The 17,405-nt window shown below is 62.0% G+C and carries 16 protein-coding genes and 1 tRNA gene; 4 read left to right on the forward strand and 13 right to left on the reverse strand.

Annotated features, from left to right (window positions below; genetic code table 11):
• Positions 1 to 2: 2 nt before the first annotated feature.
• Entirely contained in the window at positions 3 to 1,445 is a 1,443-nt protein-coding gene (locus OO70_RS47125) for a hypothetical protein (protein ID WP_158711633.1), read from the reverse strand.
• Between the two features lie 449 nt (positions 1,446 to 1,894).
• Between OO70_RS47125 and OO70_RS47130 the strand changes: the two genes are divergently transcribed.
• Positions 1,895 to 2,680, forward strand: coding sequence for a hypothetical protein (locus OO70_RS47130; RefSeq protein ID WP_158711634.1), 786 nt, complete (start codon positions 1,895 to 1,897; stop codon positions 2,678 to 2,680).
• A gap of 296 nt (positions 2,681 to 2,976) precedes the next feature.
• Here the strand turns inward: OO70_RS47130 and OO70_RS53315 are convergent, their stop codons facing one another.
• From OO70_RS53315 to OO70_RS47165, 10 genes are all read right to left on the reverse strand, one after another.
• Positions 2,977 to 4,566: a recombinase family protein gene (locus OO70_RS53315; RefSeq protein WP_078651854.1), complete on the reverse strand. Its 1,590-nt coding sequence runs from the start codon at positions 4,564 to 4,566 to the stop codon at positions 2,977 to 2,979.
• An 89-nt stretch (positions 4,567 to 4,655) separates the two neighbouring features.
• Positions 4,656 to 4,880, reverse strand: coding sequence for a hypothetical protein (locus tag OO70_RS55040; RefSeq protein ID WP_158711635.1), 225 nt, complete (start codon positions 4,878 to 4,880; stop codon positions 4,656 to 4,658).
• Between the two features lie 76 nt (positions 4,881 to 4,956).
• The gene (locus OO70_RS47135) at positions 4,957 to 5,940 is read right to left on the reverse strand and encodes a DUF932 domain-containing protein (RefSeq protein WP_043686735.1); all 984 of its coding nucleotides are present in this window, start codon (positions 5,938 to 5,940) and stop codon (positions 4,957 to 4,959) included.
• 93 nt (positions 5,941 to 6,033) lie between these two features.
• Positions 6,034 to 6,216: a hypothetical protein gene (locus OO70_RS47140; protein ID WP_043686738.1), complete on the reverse strand. Its 183-nt coding sequence runs from the start codon at positions 6,214 to 6,216 to the stop codon at positions 6,034 to 6,036.
• Between the two features lie 113 nt (positions 6,217 to 6,329).
• A complete protein-coding gene (locus OO70_RS47145; protein WP_043686741.1) occupies positions 6,330 to 6,917 on the reverse strand; it encodes a hypothetical protein in 588 nt (195 codons plus the stop codon).
• 136 nt (positions 6,918 to 7,053) lie between these two features.
• The gene (locus tag OO70_RS47150; RefSeq protein WP_043686744.1) at positions 7,054 to 7,347 is read right to left on the reverse strand and encodes a hypothetical protein; all 294 of its coding nucleotides are present in this window, start codon (positions 7,345 to 7,347) and stop codon (positions 7,054 to 7,056) included.
• A 57-nt stretch (positions 7,348 to 7,404) separates the two neighbouring features.
• Positions 7,405 to 8,220 carry a replication-relaxation family protein gene (locus tag OO70_RS51560; protein WP_051742334.1) on the reverse strand — a complete coding sequence of 272 codons (816 nt, stop codon included), beginning with the start codon at positions 8,218 to 8,220 and terminating at the stop codon, positions 7,405 to 7,407.
• Positions 8,221 to 8,356: 136 nt separating this feature from the next.
• Positions 8,357 to 10,645, reverse strand: coding sequence for a type IV secretory system conjugative DNA transfer family protein (locus tag OO70_RS47160; protein WP_078651856.1), 2,289 nt, complete (start codon positions 10,643 to 10,645; stop codon positions 8,357 to 8,359).
• A 308-nt stretch (positions 10,646 to 10,953) separates the two neighbouring features.
• Positions 10,954 to 11,103 (reverse strand): hypothetical protein, encoded by a 150-nt coding sequence (locus OO70_RS55045; RefSeq protein ID WP_158711636.1) that lies wholly within the window; start codon positions 11,101 to 11,103, stop codon positions 10,954 to 10,956.
• Positions 11,104 to 11,109: 6 nt separating this feature from the next.
• Complete coding sequence (locus OO70_RS47165; protein WP_158711637.1) at positions 11,110 to 11,385, reverse strand: hypothetical protein; 276 nt, start codon at positions 11,383 to 11,385, stop codon at positions 11,110 to 11,112.
• A 263-nt stretch (positions 11,386 to 11,648) separates the two neighbouring features.
• Here OO70_RS47165 and OO70_RS47170 point away from each other — a divergent pair, with 263 nt between their 5' ends.
• Both OO70_RS47170 and OO70_RS55050 read left to right on the forward strand, forming a co-directional pair.
• The gene (locus OO70_RS47170) at positions 11,649 to 12,416 is read left to right on the forward strand and encodes a response regulator (RefSeq protein WP_051742335.1); all 768 of its coding nucleotides are present in this window, start codon (positions 11,649 to 11,651) and stop codon (positions 12,414 to 12,416) included.
• 694 nt (positions 12,417 to 13,110) lie between these two features.
• The gene (locus OO70_RS55050) at positions 13,111 to 14,121 is read left to right on the forward strand and encodes an FIG domain-containing protein (RefSeq protein ID WP_158711638.1); all 1,011 of its coding nucleotides are present in this window, start codon (positions 13,111 to 13,113) and stop codon (positions 14,119 to 14,121) included.
• Between the two features lie 100 nt (positions 14,122 to 14,221).
• On the opposite strand, the gene OO70_RS51565 is transcribed toward OO70_RS55050, so the two are convergent.
• Positions 14,222 to 15,499 (reverse strand): J domain-containing protein, encoded by a 1,278-nt coding sequence (locus OO70_RS51565; RefSeq protein WP_051742337.1) that lies wholly within the window; start codon positions 15,497 to 15,499, stop codon positions 14,222 to 14,224.
• Between the two features lie 102 nt (positions 15,500 to 15,601).
• Between OO70_RS51565 and OO70_RS55055 the strand changes: the two genes are divergently transcribed.
• Positions 15,602 to 15,699: transfer RNA gene (locus tag OO70_RS55055), tRNA-Lys, on the forward strand.
• 57 nt (positions 15,700 to 15,756) lie between these two features.
• Here the strand turns inward: OO70_RS55055 and OO70_RS47180 are convergent.
• The gene (locus OO70_RS47180; protein WP_043686753.1) at positions 15,757 to 17,076 is read right to left on the reverse strand and encodes a M6 family metalloprotease domain-containing protein; all 1,320 of its coding nucleotides are present in this window, start codon (positions 17,074 to 17,076) and stop codon (positions 15,757 to 15,759) included.
• Positions 17,077 to 17,405 lie beyond the last annotated feature (329 nt).

Consider the following 17,405-nt stretch of genomic DNA (forward strand, 5'->3'; position numbering starts at 1 on the left):
AGTCATCCCAAGGTGTCAGGCCGCAGCTCCAGCAGCCTGGTGAGGACCACCGAGGCGATACGGCGTGAGGTGAAACTTTCATATTGGCGAAGCGCGGGGGACCGGAAGATCTCGTCCTGGACCGTATGAAAGGTCAGGGGCCGCATCCGGTCGAGCATGGGGTCGAAGACAGCATCGGTGATGCCGAGCCGGCGGAAGAAGGCAGCGGCCGAACCGGCCAGCAACTCGTCGAGCGCAGCGTCGGCGTCGGACATGCCGTCGTCGGCGAAACACCTCCGCAGGAAGGCTTCGGCTTTTTCCGCCGGACAACTGTGGAAGCCGTCCAGCCCGATGACACTGTTGAGGTACTCCGTCGAGTGCGTCGCCTTTGAGACGCGCGGGTTCGTGAATGCGGCCTGCCACCAATCTCGTGGAAGAGCGGCCGAGGTATCGCAAGCAAGGTCGGTCACTGAGAGCAAGTCTCCGAAGACCCTGTTGACCCCTTGAACGTTTAAGCGCGAGGCAACTACAGCGAGTTGATCGATACGCTCGGCGGGTTTGAGGTGCACATGCGACCGTCGGAGGAAGAGCGCGGTCTCCACCGTGTGCAGGCCTGTCATCGCGATGACGATTCCCACGAGGTTTATGAAGTTGAGCCCCCGACTCGACGAGCGAGCGGTGATCAAATCCACAAGCCCGCGACCGGATTTCGGGCGTTTTGTCGTCATTGCATTCATAATGCTGACTGCGGCCCTGTCGGCCTCCTGCTCCTGCCGCCGAGAGGCCTCGACCTCGGCCGCATTCCGTAGGGCTAGCAAGTTCCGGTGTCCCAGCATGAAGTGAGCCACCTCGTGGGCAAGGATGAACTGCAGGGCCTTGCTTTGCAACATGTCTGCGAGCTTGAGGTATTCCTCCTCCAGGAAAACCTCAAGTTTCGCAGATTTACCGAAGACCCGGTGATGCACATGGTGGTAGCGCAGGAGCGCTGCGGACAGGTGCACCTGTTCGGTGCGCTTCTTGTTCTCCCAGGGGCAGATCAGTCGCCGCAGCGCGGACTCCGGGGATGGTCCCTGTCGCTGCTCGGGGTCGAGAGACCAGGCCCACAACACACACAAGTAGTAGATCATCGATATCAGACCGTCGGTGATGACGACCCTGCAGGAACCGTCGGCGTACGGGAACGAGGTTGCGGTCGCGTCATCGCGATTGACTGCCTCGAAAACGATACGGGCCGGGTCCGCGGCGGCATGCAGTGTGGCGCAAGCGCCTATGACCTCCTCCGCAAGGCCGTTCACCATGGCACCCATGGGATCAGAGTTGTCGAGCGCCATCATCTCCAAGATACGGTTCTTGAGATCTTGTTCCCCGGTCTCCTCCGCCTTTCTCAGCATCATCTGTAGCTGATTGCGGCGGCTATGGTCACGCCTGCGGTGAAACTGCTCGGCGTCGCTCATCCGCTCCGTCACGGCACAAGGCTAGTAGGCCCGCAGCCCGGACCGCAGACATATGGGAGCATCCGCCCGGAGAAGGATCAGGCACAGCCAGGGGGCTCGCGTACGTACTCAGGGGCGCGCTTTATCTTTTACGCGCCCCCTGTTTGTCACGTTATGCGGCTTTAGTCAATTAGGGCACCTTAACCTAATCATCACATATTCGACACAGAATGCGCATGTCTCGACGGCTTCGAGAAGAAGGCGAGTTACATTTTCAGTAATGTGCTGTGGCCTCAGTAGAGGGGGAACGTCATGGCGCTTTCAACGAAGCATAAGGTTGCACTCTGGGTCGCCGTCATCGGCACTACGGGAGGAATCGCTACAGCCACAATCACAACCATCGGACACACAGGCAACAGCTGCTCCATTTCTCAGAAACAAGACCACAACGACCACGGCACTCAGAAGCAGGGCGGGGCCAAGTGCTGAAAAATGCCTATGCACTTCGTGTTGCTTCTGCGGGAGTCGTGGCGGCAGTTGCCCTGAGTGGTTGCGGCAGTGAAAAGCGAACCACTGATACGCAGGACCATAACTCTGGCAACCAGTGCATCAATGTCACAGGCGATTGCGGCGACAAGCCGGCGCCCAAGGTTAACTGTGCCGCGGCAATGCTCCCGGTCGACCCGGAGTTCAAGCAGCAGGACACAACAGTCGACGCGATCACCCACACTGAAGGGGGCGACCAGTACCGGATTCGCGCTGGCGGGTACAGCCAGACGGGTTACCTACTGCCTGTCAACAACCAGGGCTGCCCGTACTCCGTCAAAGTAACAGCAACCCTGACGCAAGGGCTGGCCACATCAGACGGATGGGGATGGGGATACGGTCTGGGCGCTTGCAACAGCTGGACCGGACAGGGGCCTGAGGGATTCAGCCTGCAATACGCATTCATCAACTCAGACAGCACGATCACCCCCAACAGCACCCTGAACGCCTATCCCGACATCAACGACCTCCACACGAGTACAGGACAAATCAACTCCAACGGCGCAACACACGTCTGGCGGATCACGGTACAGGACCGTAATGTCACCATCAACGAGGATGACGGACCGGTTGGCACGTTCAGCGCACTCAAGGATCCGAAATCCTCTCACGAGTACGCTCGATCGCTCCCGGACAACTGCACCAACAAAGACGTGTTTTTGCGCGTCTTCAACGCCGACGTCACCTTCTCCAACGTCAAGATCGAGGTCCTGGCGAACTGACACGGCATTCACAACCCCGCTGAGGCCTTCCGGCCTCAGAGACTTCGTCGTCCTCGGTTCTCTACAAGCGGGAGAGACAGGGAAATGACGGGATGGTCGCCAAGATATCCGTTTTTGAGGAGTATCTGACCAATCCGCCTGCCCGTGATCTATATCGCCAGAGCCTTTCCTGAAGAAATTAAGACTGATTGCATGGCGATATGCGCAGACAGTCCCCAAATAAAAGCAATCGGCCGCCCTCTCTCCAGGCGGGGAAAACTGGCAGAGGGCGGCCGAGCTAGGTCCAGCGGGAGGCGCTAGCTATTGACGCCAGCCTTGAACAGTGTCCGAATATTGGTCCACATGGCCAGCCATGTAGAATGAAGAGGCTCGACAGAGGCTCTTTTTTGCTTTGTAGAGCTGTTATCGTCAGGTTCGAATTTCACCTTCGCGGAAGCTCCGACCGGTACTACATCGGTCAACGCCCAGCGTGCACGACGGTTGTAGTCGACGCTTAAGTTGTGCTCATGGAGCGAAAGACCGTCGAACAGCTCGCTTATGAGCTCCCGTTTGTGGTCGATACTCCTGGATTTCATGTACTCATCTGCGGCCGACTGCGTCAACCGGACGAAGTCGAGGGCGCTATCTAGATATGACGTGTCTTCCGAGTCGAGACTCTTCATCTGACGCGATACGTCGGCCTGCTGTGCGCGCAGCGAGATGACCTTGGCGTCGTACATCTCTAATGTGATACGTCCGTCGAGGCGATCGTCGTAGAGGGTCGCGACCTTAACTCCGATTCTTTCTTTCTCTGCCTCTAACTCCTGCTGTGCCGATCGCCGGCCTGCCAGCTCTGCATCAAGGGTGGCCTTCAGATTCGTCTTGAGCCAAGCCACTAGATTGGGATGCGGAGCCTTCAAGGCTCGCAAATGATCCAGTATCTGAGCATCAATAACCTCTTCTCGCACGAAACCGCTGCGTGAGCAGTTCCGGGGCTTCGGACACTTTCCGTACCAGTGCCCTTTGGCGGTTTCCCATACCAGGAGTCCATCACAAGCGGTACAGGCGACAAGTCCTTGATAGAGAGGGTGGTGTTTGCGGTAGCGCGGCAAGAGGTTCTTGCTTCGCGAGAGAGCCGCTTGTACACGTTCGAACAGATCGACCGAGATAATCGGCGTGTGACTGCCGGGATAGGCTTGCCCATTCCACGATATGACCCCGATATAGTACGGGTTATGCAGCAGACGTTGCAACGTGCTCACCGTCACAGGATGTCCGTTGAAGAGCAGACCACGTTTCGCCATCTCTGGAGACAGCGACTTCAATGTGTAGCGCTTCGTAGCAGCTAACTCGAACATCTTCCTGATCAGGGGCACGAGTGCTGGTACTTCCCTTTGGATGCGTCTTCCGTTTTCCGTGACGCTCTCATATCCCAAGGGAGGAGCGGCAGGTAGCCAACCCTGACGCAGCTTCTCCAGCTGGCCTTTGCGGACCTCCTCGCTTAGGTTGTCCGTGTAGTTTTTGGCTATGACTACGTGCATGCCCCACACCAGCTTCTCCTGCGACGAGGAGTTCTTGTGGAGTATGAGCGAGTTCTTGGGCGCGTGTAATCGGCGCGTTTCGTCGGCTGCTAGCCAGTCCTCCACCATTACGGTGTCTTTGAAGTTCCGCAGCAGCCTATCTACCTTCTCGCACACAAAGTGCAAAATGCCGCGCTGTTTCAGATAGCTGATGGCCTCATTGAAGGTCTTGCGCTGGTCCGCTCTCGACGCGCTTTCGGCGATAAAGAATACCTTTACTACGTTCAAGTCTGCTCGCTGAGCGTAGTCGCGCAGGTACCGCTCTTGGGCTTCCTGTGAGAAGCCCTCTTGTTCTTGCTCTTTCGTTGAGACCCTGACCAAGATCACAGCAGTTGATTTATTTTTAGTGTTACTCGTAGAACCTCCTTCTCCGGCAATGCCGGATAGTTAATGGTTCCCCGCGGGGATATTTTGACTCATTTTTGCGAATCGTCCAAGCTCAACCTTTTTCGCAGGGCGACTGCTTCACGCTCAGCAACTCGACGTTGGACCCCTAGCTTGACGAGAGCGGTATAGAACCGCTTCAGCCAGTCCGCGATTTCTGCCGCTTCAGTGGATTTGGCTTCGTATCCGTAATTTTCAAGCAGAATCTTTCGCAGTTCTTCTAGTTGCTGAGCTTGAGCTAGTGAATGTTGAGACATGTGTTTCCCTCCGTGGTTTGGAAATGAGAAAGCCCGGGTCGGCAAGACCGATCCGGGCGATATGAGTGCGACTAATTCAGACCGTCGCCAACTCGCGGGCCAGTTTCAAGGAACGGGCCTTGAGGGGTTCGGGCTTGATGAGCGTCCGGTTGAGCTTGGTTTCCCAGGTGCGGGAACGTCGGACGTGGTCCAGGTACTCTCCTGCGGCCTGCACAAGCCCGTAGGCGGTGTGGGCGACTGGAGCGGTGGTTGGGGAAGCCAGAATGGATCGGACGGCCTGGCGGGCTTCCTCGACGTTGCTGGCGACACGGTCTGTGACGAGGCCGTCGGGCGGCATGGGGATGAACTCCCTGACGAACAGCTCGCGTTGCCGGGTAGAGATGGGCAGCGCCAGCAGTTCGCGGGCCAGTTCTTCGTAGGCCCGCATTTCCCGGCGAGCGCCGGTGACGGCGTCGCGGGCTTCGTCGACACGGTTACGCCAGCCGCGCTTGTGCACGAACGAGAACGTGGTGCCAGTGCGGTCGCCTTCCAGCTCGGCGGCGCGGAAGGTGTTGCCACAGACGATGCGGACGGCGGTCGCGCGGGCGGTACAGCCTCCGGGAAGGCCGTGCCGGTTGGTGATGCCGAGGTACGGCAACGTGATGGTGTCGTCGCCGGGCAGCACGATGGGCTCGTCCAACAAGGCCAGGCACCAAACAGAGCGGCCCTCGTCGAGAACGCCGGCGGTCTCCCACTTGACGTTCGGCTGAGCCAGAACGGCTTCGACGATCTCGCCCATTTCCCCGTGATCGATGACGGCGTAGGAGTCGCGGTTGATCCACAGGGTGGCGCTGGTGTCAGAGCGGGCGATGCGTTGCCAGCCCTTGATGGGCTCGTACAGCGGTTGGCCGGCCTCATCGATGCCGCGGAGTTCGTAGACGGCCTCGGTGATGGGGTCCCAGGTGAGGCCGGCAAGCTGGCGTGCCTCGTCCCAGGTGGTGGGGTGCTGGTCCAGGACCAGGCCCTCACGGTGCCAGGGCATCTCCCTGACGGAGAACATCGACTCGACGTTGGCAGGCATAGCGCCCGTCCTTTCATAGGTCGAGAAATGGGTCCGGGGAGCCTGGGCACCTGGTGGCGCCCGGACTCCCCGGATGGGATGTGAAAGGTGTGGTCAGTCGCTGTCGACGTACGCCAGCTCGGTGATGTGGAAGCTGGCTGCTGGGTGGAGGGCGTTGGCGTAGCCGGTGATGGGCAGGCCGGTGAAGAACCGGATCTGCTCAGCCAGCCAGCACCGGGCCAGCAGTACGTCAGAGCCGTCCTCGGGCTCGAAGGTGATCTTCAAGGTGAGGTCCATGGCATGGCTCCTCTCTGTGGGGATGCCAGGGAACTGGGGAGAGACACCGGCGGCAGGCGGAGCTGCCCGCCGCCGGCATCAGGTGGGCCACCTGGGGAGCAGCCGAGGGCGGCCTAGACCTCCGAGACGTGAATCCCCGAGATCTCATAGGTGGAGGTGTCGCCATCGACGTCGTCCAGCCCCGACAGATCGGGCTGGAGGTACTGGAGGGCGTCGTCCTCGGCAGCGTCCTCGCTGCTGGGATTGACTTCGTAGCTGCCGGTGATCGTGTACGCGACCCGGACGCGGGTCTCGTATGAGGCGAGACCGAACTTGGCCAGGAAGTCGTCCAGGCCTTCGCGGCAGATACTGCCGTCCTCGTGCCGGTCGACGGCGTACTGCCGGATGGCGTCTATGACCAGCTCGTGCGAGCGGTGCTGCTCGGCGTGCTTCTCGATGGCCACCTTGCGGCAGATGGCCAGGGCCTCGATGGCTTCGCGCAGCGTGGTCTCACGAACGGCCGGGTCGGTGATGGGCTGGATCTGGAGCAGCTGTGTGCTGTGCGTGGTGATGCGACCGGCGAAGTAGAACTCGATCTGATCGGTGTCGACGAGTCGGAGGACGACGCCAGCCCGCTCCCCGGAGTAGACGGGGGCCGGCAGATGAGTGGCGAGATCCTGCGGCGCGAGGCTGCGCAGCATCTCAAGGGTCAGCTCTGACATGGCTGACCTCCTTTGTGGAAAGTGCGAGCGCTGATTTCGGTGGTGAGGCTCAGGCGCTCTGGGGCCCCGGGCAGACGCCCGCCCAGCCAGCCGGTTGGTTCCCAGCTATCCAGGCGGACGTCGGCCAGGACTGGGGCTACAGCGCTCCGCCGCAGACGAAGCATTTCTCGCCGTCGACCAGGTCGTCGGAGTAAAGGACTTTGGGGAACTCGTACGACGTGTAGCTGTTCTCGTCGTTGCGGTTAATGCCAGCCGTCTTGGCTGCCATATCGAGCACTTGCTCAGTGCTGAAGCTATCTGGACTGTCGATGAGGTAATACGGGGCAGCTAGGTCCTTGGTGCATTCAGGGCAGACGGTCTTCTCGCCGTAGTAGTACGCGATGATGTCGGTTGCACCCGTGAGCGCTTCTCCCTTTACTGATGTGGTCATTTACCGAGTTCCTTTCTCGTTCGTTGATTCGAGCTGGACGTATTCAGCTGTGAGGATTTACGTGATGGGTGAGGCGAGCGCGGTCAGCATGTCGGCTTCGGTGGTGACGACGAACAAGCCGCGAGCTGCATCCGTCTGCCGGTCGATGACGCGCTGGACCGCTTGGCGACGGGCGTCGGTCGGGACGATGAAGATGACACCGGGGAAGATGCCGAAGCGCTGCTGCTCGACACCCGAGAGTTCAAAGCGGCGGTAGGCGTCGCACTTGTCGGCGATGTGGCGCTGGCCTTCGGTGCCCCGGTCGATCTCGACGAACCAGGACAGCTCCAGGTCACCGGTCACCAGGCGCACCACGGCGTCCGGTTTGGCCACCAGGGGCTCGTCACCCAGACCGAGGTAGCGTCGCCAGCTGTCAGGCTCGGCCTGGAACTCGCGTAGCGTCGGGCCGCCCTCGCGGGCCTGCTCGGTCAGCCGGACGTACAGCTCCGAGATCGCCAGGCGGTGGGCAAGGAATGCGTCGGACGGCATCCAGCTGCGGCGTTGGCGTTGACGGGCGGCAGTATCAGCTCCGCTGAGGGACCAGCCGGCCTCGGTCAGAGTGAGCACGTATCCAGGTGCCCCAACCTTGCGGTCGCGCGAGCGGTTGGCGTAGCGCTGGATCAGGTTGAACCGAACCAGTCGTTCAGCGTGCCGCTGGCCCAAACGAGCGGTCGTGGCCGGCTTGCTTTCACCGAAGACGAGACGGCCAAGTTGGGCCGTCGTGGCGACGTGGAGGGTGGCGAGTTCGGCGAGGAACTGGCGTTCACGGGTGGTCAGGTCAACCGCCAGTTGGGCGAGACGGCCACCGGTGAAAGGACGGGTGGGCGGAGGCATGGCGGTCGGGCTCCTTTCAAAAGATGTGTATGGAAAGGGGTAGAGATTCATACACGGGGATGAGTCAAAAAGGCGGTCTGGGCAGGGAAAACGATCTGCGAACTCCTGCCATATAGCGACAGGTCTGATGACGGGCTCATTTGGCGGGCCGGGCTCCGCGAGCGCTGTTTCGGGGCCGGCTGGCCTGGCGTCGATCGGCGATCTCCCGTTCGACCTCGGCCCGGTCTCGGCCGTAGGCAGCTCTGGAGGCAGCCCGAGCCTGAGCACCGAAGCCGGTGGGCTCGGGTGGCGGGTTGGTGGCGATGCTGACGGGCGGGTTCACTCGGCCGTTGGCCACGATGACGGCCACAGCGGTACGCGGCTCCAGGGTCAGCAGGTCCTCCGGCTTCACCTGCGGGCCGAGTGCACGGGCCAATGTCGCGGCGTCGTCAGCACCTGGTTGGAGGACGACCTTGGTACGGGCCTCGCTGAGCAGGGCGGCGCGCAAGTTGGTCGGTACCTGGGTGATGTGCTGGAGGGCCGCGATGATGCCGAGGAAGTGGCCACGGGCACGGGCCAGCATGTCGGTCAGGTCGGCTCCGCTGCGCAGGAAGCGAGCGGCCTCGTCGATGTAGAGGAACGTCGGCTGACGCTGGTCGCGCGTGACGGCGGCTCGTCGCATGGCGGCGTTCCAGACCATGCTGACCAACAGGCCACCGAGCAGGTCGACGGCGTACGAGCCGGCTAGGCCAGACGGCAGGGCCACGAGCAGAATCTTGCGCTGCTCCATGACCTCTCGCATGGTCCAGGCGGGCTTTGCCTGGCCGAGCATGGCGCGCAGCTGTCGCCGGTCGGTCAACGGCGAAATCTTGTTGATCACGGCGGAGACGGCTTGTCCGCGTTCGCCTTCGCTCCAGCTGTTGAAGCGAGCGAAGAAGGCTCCCACAGTCGGAGCGAAGGCGGAATCGAGGCGGGACAGCAGTGAGGCCCGGAAGACCTCGTCGGTCAGAACGGCAGGCAGTTCCACCAAGGTCATGCCAGGAGTCGCCGCCAACAGCACCAGGGCGGCCTTGAGTACCTCCTCCAGCCGTGGTCCCCAGCTGTCGGCGTTGGCCTTGATGAGTTCCATGACCTGGTCGGCTACCAGCTCGGCGTCGTCCTTGGAACAGGCCAGCGGGTTGATGCCCACCGGCCGGTCGTCGCTGGCGTCGAGGTAGATCAGGTCGCGGATGCGTGCCTCGGGGATGCGGTCGGCCACGTCGCGGGCCAGGTCTCCGCCGGGATCGAGCAGGATGATGCCCCGACCGGCCTGGATGTCCTGAGCCAACTCATTGAGTAGCAGCGTGGACTTGCCGGAGCCGGTGGGGCCGGTGACGAGCTGGTGCATCAGGCCGTCAGCGGCTGACATCGCTATGGTCCGCTGGAGTCCGTCGTAGGTGGCGGTACCGAGGATGCGGCCGTACGACGGCAGCTCGGGCACCGGCGGGAACGACCGGACTCCGGTGAGCGCCAAGCCCTGCATCGTCGGGCCGGCCAATGGCCAGCCGAGCATCGTGGCGGCCTCACGGGCGTTGACGTAGACGGGGGCCGTGGTGTTTCCGGTCGCACCCAGAGCCAGCCAATCGGCGGCCCTGCGTGGCAACCAGCGAGGAACGAGAGCAGCCCCGTTCTGGTCCAGCTGGTGCAGTGAGGCCATAAGCCGGCCGACCAGGAGGTGAGCCCGCGACTGGCCTCCTGCTGCTGCGCCGACGGTTCCGACGACGGCAAACCACGGTTCAGCCGTCTTCGCCTTGAAGTCGGCCGCGGCTTGCTTGTCCAGAGTTGCGGGCGGCGTGGCCGTGAGCCACTGGCCCAGGCTTTGCAGCCAGGTCGGCACCAGGCTGGAGCCCGAGGTGCGCCGCCTGGCCAACGGCAGCTGTGGCGTTCGGACGGGATAGACCACGAGCTGGTAGACGATGGTTTCGTCTCTCGCTAGTGGTTGCAGGGCACTGAGCACAGCGGTGGTGAACACCTCGGGGGCATCCGTTCGCAACGGCCGAGCGGTCGTGGTCAGACGGATGCGCCGCAGCCACTGGGCCGGGGGCAGGGCCGGGATGTCAATGAGGGTGGCCCGCAGGTTGGGCACGATGCCGCGCAGTTGGCGCAGCAGCACGTCCGCCTGGTGCTTGGGCAGCCGGAGCCGATGCTCGATGCGGCCAGGCCAGCCGACCGACTCGAACACGACGCTGTCGCGGCCAAAGAGCCAACCGCGAGACGGCCGCAGCCGGGTCAGGGCGTGCAGGAAGGCCGTCACCTGCCCAATGGTCAGGTCACGCGGAAAGCCGAGTCGGTACGTTACTCGGGCGGTGTCTCGGGTCAGCTGGTCGCGACAGCGCAAGATGAGAATAATTGCGATGGTGGCGCTGAAGAGCGCGGCGCTTGCGACGAACCTTGTCGTGTCGCTCATGGACGGCCTCCAGTGTGCGGAGGCAGCGGATAAGGGACACCTATGGCCGAGACGGGCCAGAGTTTGCGTGGTGCTTCATTGAGCATCCACCCCCCTTGGCCACAAAAATCCGCCAGGGCGAATTTGGTGGCAGTTATGCGAAGCGCAAGTAGACTCATTGCAACTTCACCCATCAATTATAGCACGGCAGGGCCGAAAAGTCAATTACTTTAAGGCCCTACATCTGGTGCGAGTGGGCTTTTCGAGTGCTCTTTTGGCGCGTTAGTTCAGCTACCGCCGGACTAATTAGCGACAGCCTTTACGAACGTCTAGCGACGGCCGAGGAAGCGAATGGCTAGCAGGCAGAGCACGACCAGGGCTACGAGGTAGCCGAAGATGCCGCACAGGAACTGGCCAACCACGATGACGGCGAAGGCCGCCGCGATGATGCGGATAGCGGTCTTTTCGTGCGGTGACATGACCGCTCACGCCTCGCCGTCGAAGGTGGCCAGTGCCTCAGCCAGGTCTTCGAGGAGGCCGAGGATGATCGTGGCTTCGTTGTAAGCCGCTTCGAGCAATTCGCTCGGCTCCACGCTGATGAGCTGCTTGGCCATGATCATGGCCCGCAGCCGGGAGCCGGCCATCGTGACGGCCGCGGTGCCGAGGTGCGTGCTGCTGCGTAGCTCTTCGTACCGGGCGACGGTTGCCTTCAGCTCAGCCACCTGGCCATCCCGACCAGTGGAAACAGAGTTCTCTTCCATGATGTGTTCCTCGATGCAGGCGGCCCTGGGCACACGGGTAGCGCGTAAGCGGGCCGAAGCGGAGACCGAGGGAGGCCACACGGCCACGGGTTTGGCGGGGCCTCTCTCACCGAAGAATTCGGTGAGTTCAGGATGACCATCCGTCGGCGGAGATACAGGAGGGCAATCCACATTTCCACAGCCAGACCAGCCCAGCTCTACCGGTTCTTCGTCTGACCAGCAAAAACTTGCCGATCCCTGCTATCTGACTGACCATTAGCCTTGTGGAAGACGGGCTGCGCGTCCTCGTCGCTTCCGCGCTGGGCAAACTTCTCGGCTCAGTCCTGACGGAAGCACTCCCGCACGCCACCATCGTCGTGGCCACCGATCCCGACAGCGTCCACCACGCCATCGTGGGTCGAGTCCGCTTCGACGCCGTCGTGGCCGATCTCATCTGGATGGACCCGGTCTACGAGTACGTCTTCGACGGCCTGGACGTTCTCAAGCTCTTGCGAGAGAGCAACCGCAGCGCCCCCATGATCATGGCCCTCCACGGCCATGGCATCGAGCGCGACCACCTCGAAGAAGCCATCACCCAGCCCGAGGTCGTCGGTGTTGTTCAGAAAGCCGCCGGCTTCGGCCCACCGGTCGAAGCCGTCCAGATCGCGGCAGCTGGTCGCACTCTGCCGAAGACGAGGTTCCCCATTGGCCAGCACCTGACTTGTCCGTCACTCGACAGCTACTTCAGCCACGGCCGCCGAGGCCACACTGCGGCTCGCCTGGCGGGTGCCATTGCGGCCGGGCAAGCCACCGACTACCAGTCGCTCGCAACCGCCACGTGCGTGCCGCTCAACACGGTCAACAAGCTCGTCAGCTACCTCGGTCCACTGATCGAAGCTCGGCGTGAGCATGAGTCCGGGCTGCCAATGAACTCGCAGGTCGTCTACCGATGGTGCGGGGAACACTCTCGATACGTGTTGAGCTGGCGTCGCCGCAAGGCCAACTGCAAAACACAAACTCCCAGCCCTGGATCCTCTCACCAGGCCGTGTGAGGAGAGGATCTCGCCGCCTCGCTACACGGTACGAGCGCAACCGTCATCCCAAGTTGCGCGACAAACCTACTAGGCGCACGGTGGAATGAGGGCACGCTCTAGCGGATCCAGGCTCGCCTTATTCGATCCCGGACAGGGAAAGGTAACCAGTGGAAAGTAAGATGCCCAGTCAACGAAAAGTCGACTGGGCAAATTTCAGCACTTCGAGTGCCGAATGGTCACATTGTTATTGCCGCACGAGACCAGCCCCATGCGAGTGAGTGGCATTGCAAAAGCTTCGCAGCTCTCGTTGTTTGGTGATGACGGCGAGATTTCATCATCGAGCAGGATCGCAATGTGCAGCTGCACTTCTCGGGCAACCATGTTGTAGGCCCAAAAAGGTAGCGATACCACCGTAAACGGGCGACCACCCAGAGGTGACTCATCGTGGTACGTATTCTCAACGCAGTACTGCTCTCCCACGATCAGTTCTTCCGGGGAATGAATGACTCCCCTTTGGCGAGTCGTCATATATTTCCCTCAATAATCTGCCACACTCTGACGCTCACGCCGAATGCGTGTGCAAGGGTTATCAGTGTGGCCGCCAGCCCACTGCTCGCTGGCGGCCACACTGATACTACTCGGCAGAAAAGAGGGAATCGATAAATTTAACACACGTGCAAATATATTGCAACACCTGAAGCTGGAGAACACCATGGCGAAGAGCACAGGAGCACGCGTCAACGAGTACAGGAATATAGCCATCGACGTCGTAGCTAACGGAATCAACAAGGCTCGATCCGAGTTGCGCACCCAGCTTCTATCCGGAGACGTAAACCCTCACGCCAGTAGCGCGATCGCTGGACAACGCGGGTACCCTCCGACGAAGATAGATGTCGTCATGAACGACTATCTCGGAAACCTGGTTCGTGCACGCGTGCCTGAAGTTCAGTATTTCAGCGAAGAATCTAGCACAAATGATTTCCCGACACAGGGAAGGCTCTACGCTAGATGTGACCCACTCGATGGGACTACAAACGCATTTACAGCCCTAGGCGCTTACGCCGTAGTACTGTACTTCGAAGAATACAAAAATGATAAATATAACCACTTGGCTGGGGCGATTGCGTCTTCCGATGGAACGATCGTGAGCTGGGAGCACTTCGGTGGAAGTATCGGCGAGGTGTGGATTGACTGGCCTTCCGACTTCAACTGGCCATCGCTCGAAGGACGGGATGAATATCTCAACAATAGCGCCGGGAGCGGAGACGATCCGGGATTCGGCAAACAGGTAGGAAAACCTAATGGTACTCCGTTGCACGGAGCAAAACTACGACGTGTTGCGGTTGTAGCCTCTACTGTCAAGCGGTGGCGGGATGTAATTTCGAGATTTAATCTCACCAGCGAACCCGATTCAAATGCACCCAAAGAGGAGCAGCGCTGGCTGTCAACACTGGGAGGGAATCCATTCGTAACGCCTCTGCTTCTGGGCGAACTAGGTGTCATCATTGAGCCCCACAAAATAAAGCTGCACGATGCCGCATATCTGATACCGCTTACACTCGCAGGTGGCACAGTGGTCGATTTCCACGATATAGATATACCTGTAGTAACTACAGCATTTTCGGATCCTTCTAACGAGCGAGGAGTTGGCCCATTCATTGCCAGCACAAACGAAGACGGGATAAAAGAGATCTTCAAAGTTAAGCCACCTCCGCCCTCCTGAGGAAGTTGGTCGCCCTGTAGTTGCCAAATTCCTTTTCGCGCAGGTGGCAGTACTGAAAGACAAAGGAAGAATGACGGAGCAGTCGAATCGCTCAAACGGTTTATGTTACATTCCGTGACACTATGACGACGGCAGGAACTGTAGGAGGCAAGCCGCTGGCTGAGTCACCTGCTTGCGGAACACTCCACAGGATGGCGTCGACAGCTGATTGCGGCGCAGAGGTGGGCTGATCTTGGAGAGCAGCGATGCCCGACATCGGAGGGCGTCGGCTGGTCCCCGAGTCGCAGGGAGCCGCGTTCAGCAACGCGTACACGCCGCTGAACGCGATGGACCCCAGTAGCAACAGCAAGCTGAGGAGCATGAACCAGCCCAAAAGCGTCAGCCGGAAGTCACGCCAGTTAGCGAGGGTAAGGCGAGGCGCCGGCGGCGCTGTGATGAACGCGGTCACCCAGACCGTTTCAATGACGCCGTCCAGACATATCTGTACTTGCTCGGTGAGCTGACGGCGAGGCTGATCAGGAGCAACCGGACCGCGCTGGATACGGACGATGAAGCGGGTTGTACCGCCCACGGCGGCCTCGGACGTCACGTGCCAGAACGCACCGGTTGGGTTGAGGACGCGCGCGCTGCTGATCGGCGAACCGTCGTCGAAGCTGGCCTCTACTACAACCTGCTCCTGTGTCTTCATGCCAGGCCACAGCGACCCGAAGTTGATGCGCCGAGGGTTCAGGACGATGACCCGCGGCTTCGGTGGTGGAGCCGGAGGAGGGGGTGGAGGCGCTGCCACGACGGCTATAGAGACCGGCACCACCACTACGAGGTCGTCAACCATGATCCGGAGCCGGTCGCTGCGGGGGCCAAGCTCATCGTGTGCCGACAACGGTCGGACTCGAAGCCGCAGCCTCACCGCTGAGACATCGCGATATGGCCGTGGCTCGACTACCTGCCAGAAGTCGCCGTAGTCGTTCAGTGCCCACGCGTACCGGATGGTCGAGTTGTCGCTGAGTCTCACCGTGACGACCCTGTCGCATGTCTCGCCGATGGCGACGGACCCGAAATCCGCTACCTCGGGATCAACCACGATGACTCGCGGCTGCGGAGTTGGCGGTGAAGTCGGCTCGCGGTGCTGCTCGCGCTTCGCGTTGCCTGCCGTCCGGCGGTCGAGATCGTAGACAGCTCGCTTGCCTGGGTCCTTCAGCGTCTCGTACGCCAGGTTGAGCAGGACCATCTCCTCATGGGCCACCGCCGCTTCCTCGGACGATCGGCCATCAGGATGGGTCTGCCGCATACAGGCGCGGAAGGCCTTGCGGATGGCGGCCAGGTCCGCATCCGTCGGGACCCCGAGCACGGCGTACAGGTCAATCGACGAGGTATTCATGACGACGCTCGTGCCTGTCGTGCTAGCGCCGGGCTAACGGCGCCGCCGGACGGTCCTGAACTACCCCGCATGAGGCCGGTAGCGCCAGACACCTGCTGACCTGCGAGAACGAACGATCCCGGACTCATTCGGCATCATCCGGCTCGTCGTCCGGCTGACTCTTAATCAGCGGGTCCGGGGTTCGAGTCCCTGGCGGCGCACCTGTGAAGGGCCCCTCGTGAGAACGAGGGGCCCTTTGACGTACCCGGCACTCGGGATCAGCTTCCCGGCTCCCCCGGCGTGATCGTCACCGTCCAAGCCCCCGAATCCGTGCGCCCCTTCACCTCCACCTTCACGTTGTCGCCGGGCACGGTGAAGCTCTCGCCCAGGCTGACCGGGGCGTCGGCGAGGGGTGGATAGACCGACGTCTCCCAGCAGGCCTCGGTGCGTGGGTGGGCGTCGACGACCTCGATCGGGCCGCCCCCGGACGCCGCGCCGCTGCGCACCCGGTACACGAGGATGCCCTGTTTGCAGGCCGTGCCGTCGTTGCCGACGGGGCTGCGTGCCTCGAAGGCCAGCGCGCTGTCGGTGCCGGTGCGCACCACGGCCAGTTTGGTGCCGAGTCCGAGTCCGAAGGCCGGCGATCCCGCCGAGCCCGCCGTACCGGGCCCGGCGTCGAGAGGTTCCAGGGTCAGCCGGGTCGGCGCGGTGCCCCGTACGCACACCACCTGGCGCGGGTCCAGCCAGCCCAGCTTCCACTTGTGCCAGGCGAACAGGTCCGGCGCGAGGCCGAACTGGCTGCCCATCAGGTCCCAGTCGCCGACGTAGGTGTCCCAGTCGCCCTTGCCGTCCGCCGGCCGGTGGTAGAGGTCGGGCAGGTCGAAGACGTGGCCCGTCTCGTGGGCGAGGACGAGCCGGTCCGGCGGGTGCTTCTCGAACACCGTGACGACCCGCCGGACGTCCGTGCCGTCGGCCCGCAGCGGGGTGTCGAGGTTCACGACCTTCGTCGCGTCCGAGTCCACACCGGGCGCGTCCGGATCGGCCACGAAGTAGACGACGTCGTATCGCGAGAAGTCGACCTGCGGGTCGGAGGCGGCGAGCGCGTCGCGGAGGTACGCGGCCCGGTTCACCGGGTTCCAGTCGCGCTGTATGGCGTACGACGTCGACGGATGCGGCATCCGGATCCAGTTCCGCAGCGGGTGCGGGCGCAGGGTGAACCTGCCGTAGGAGGCGCGTTCGTAGAAGCGGGTGGTGGCCGGGAAGTGGTCGGCGGCAAGTTCGGCGGGGGTGGTGCGCGGGGTCGCGTCGGGGAAGGAGAGGAAGATCATGACCGCGTCGAGCGGGCGGGTGGGGCGCGCGTAGGCGGTGTTCCAGGTGTCGAGGCCCTCCGAGTGGTGGGCGTCGGTGCGTTTGAGGGCGCAGGACGTGGTGGAGAACGGCTCGGCGATCGACTGGCTGGACATGATCGAGGTCGCGGCGAGCGCGGACATCGTGGTGAACACGGCCGCGGTACCGCGCAGTCCGGGTCGCGTCCGCCACTGGGCGAGCCCCCTGAGCGCCGTACGGGAGAGCCCCTTGAGGGGGAGCTGACACGGCACGTTGGACCTCCGGGAGCGGTTCGCGGGACACCGACACCCAGCCTGTGATGGTTTGTTGGGGTACGCCCTGTTTATCTGCACCAGATGAGTGAGGGGGCCGCTCGGGATGGCTGAGACACGCCCGGGCCGACATCCGGAAACACTCACGGAACGTCACATGTGGTCGGCCATTTGAAGAACCCGTCCAGGTGCGGGCGGAATCGATCTGCCGGAACCGGCCGTTGTTCCGGGACACTGGACAGTGGCTGGAAGGGCCGGGGGCCAACCTCTATGATCGGCACACTTTCCTGCACGGACACGGCGCGGCGGCCTCCCACCCGGTCGGCCAT

Origin of the sequence: Streptomyces xylophagus (genome assembly GCF_000716435.1) — a bacterium.
Taxonomy (GTDB): domain Bacteria; phylum Actinomycetota; class Actinomycetes; order Streptomycetales; family Streptomycetaceae; genus Streptomyces; species Streptomyces xylophagus.